The organism is Oleiphilus sp. HI0086 (genome assembly GCF_001635225.1).
Map to the genome: position 1 here is coordinate 1 of NZ_LWFZ01001058.1, position 849 is coordinate 849.

1 pseudogene is annotated in these 849 nt (G+C 46.5%); it reads left to right on the forward strand.

The features are described 5' to 3' along the window. Positions 1-849, forward strand: a pseudogene (locus A3756_RS18920) (malate synthase G); the annotation flags it as partial.

Here is an 849-nt window from a genome sequence, read left to right on the forward strand (position 1 = left end):
ACTATCATGGACTGTGAAGACTCTGTTGCTGCGGTTGACGCAGAAGACAAAGTGACGACTTACGGCAACTGGTTAGGCCTAATGAAAGGCGATCTGGCTGAAGACGTAAGCAAAGGCGGTAAGACATTTACACGTGTGATGAATGCTGACCGTGAATTCACGGGTGTTGACGGTAATACTTTCTCTTTGAAAGGTCGTTCAATGTTGTTCGTTCGTAACGTAGGTCACTTGATGACTAACCCTGCGATTCTTTTGGAAGACGGTTCTGAAATTCCTGAAGGCATCATGGACGGTGTTGTGACAGCGCTTATCGCTATTCACGACTTGAATGGCAATAGCCCATTCAAGAACTCTACAACAGGTTCTGTCAATATCGTTAAACCTAAGATGCACGGCCCAGAAGAAGTGGCTTTTGCTAACGAATTGTTTGCACGTGTTGAAGATGCACTTAACCTGCCTCGCTTCACGATGAAGATGGGTATTATGGATGAAGAGCGTCGTACCACTGTTAACTTGAAAGAATGTATCCGTGCAGCGAAAGACCGTGTTGTATTCATCAACACAGGCTTCCTTGACCGTACCGGTGATGAGCTACACACGTCAATGTTGGCAGGTCCTTTTGTTGCTAAGACTCAAATGAAGCAGCAAGTTTGGATTAACGCATACGAAGATTGGAACGTTGATACAGGTTTGGAAACAGGCCTACAAGGTCGTTCACAGATTGGTAAAGGCATGTGGCCGATTCCTGATGAAATGGGCATGATGATGGAGCAGAAAGTGGGCCATCCTAAAGCGGGTGCTAACACGGCTTGGGTTCCTTCTCCTACTGCCGCAGCACTTCACGCAATT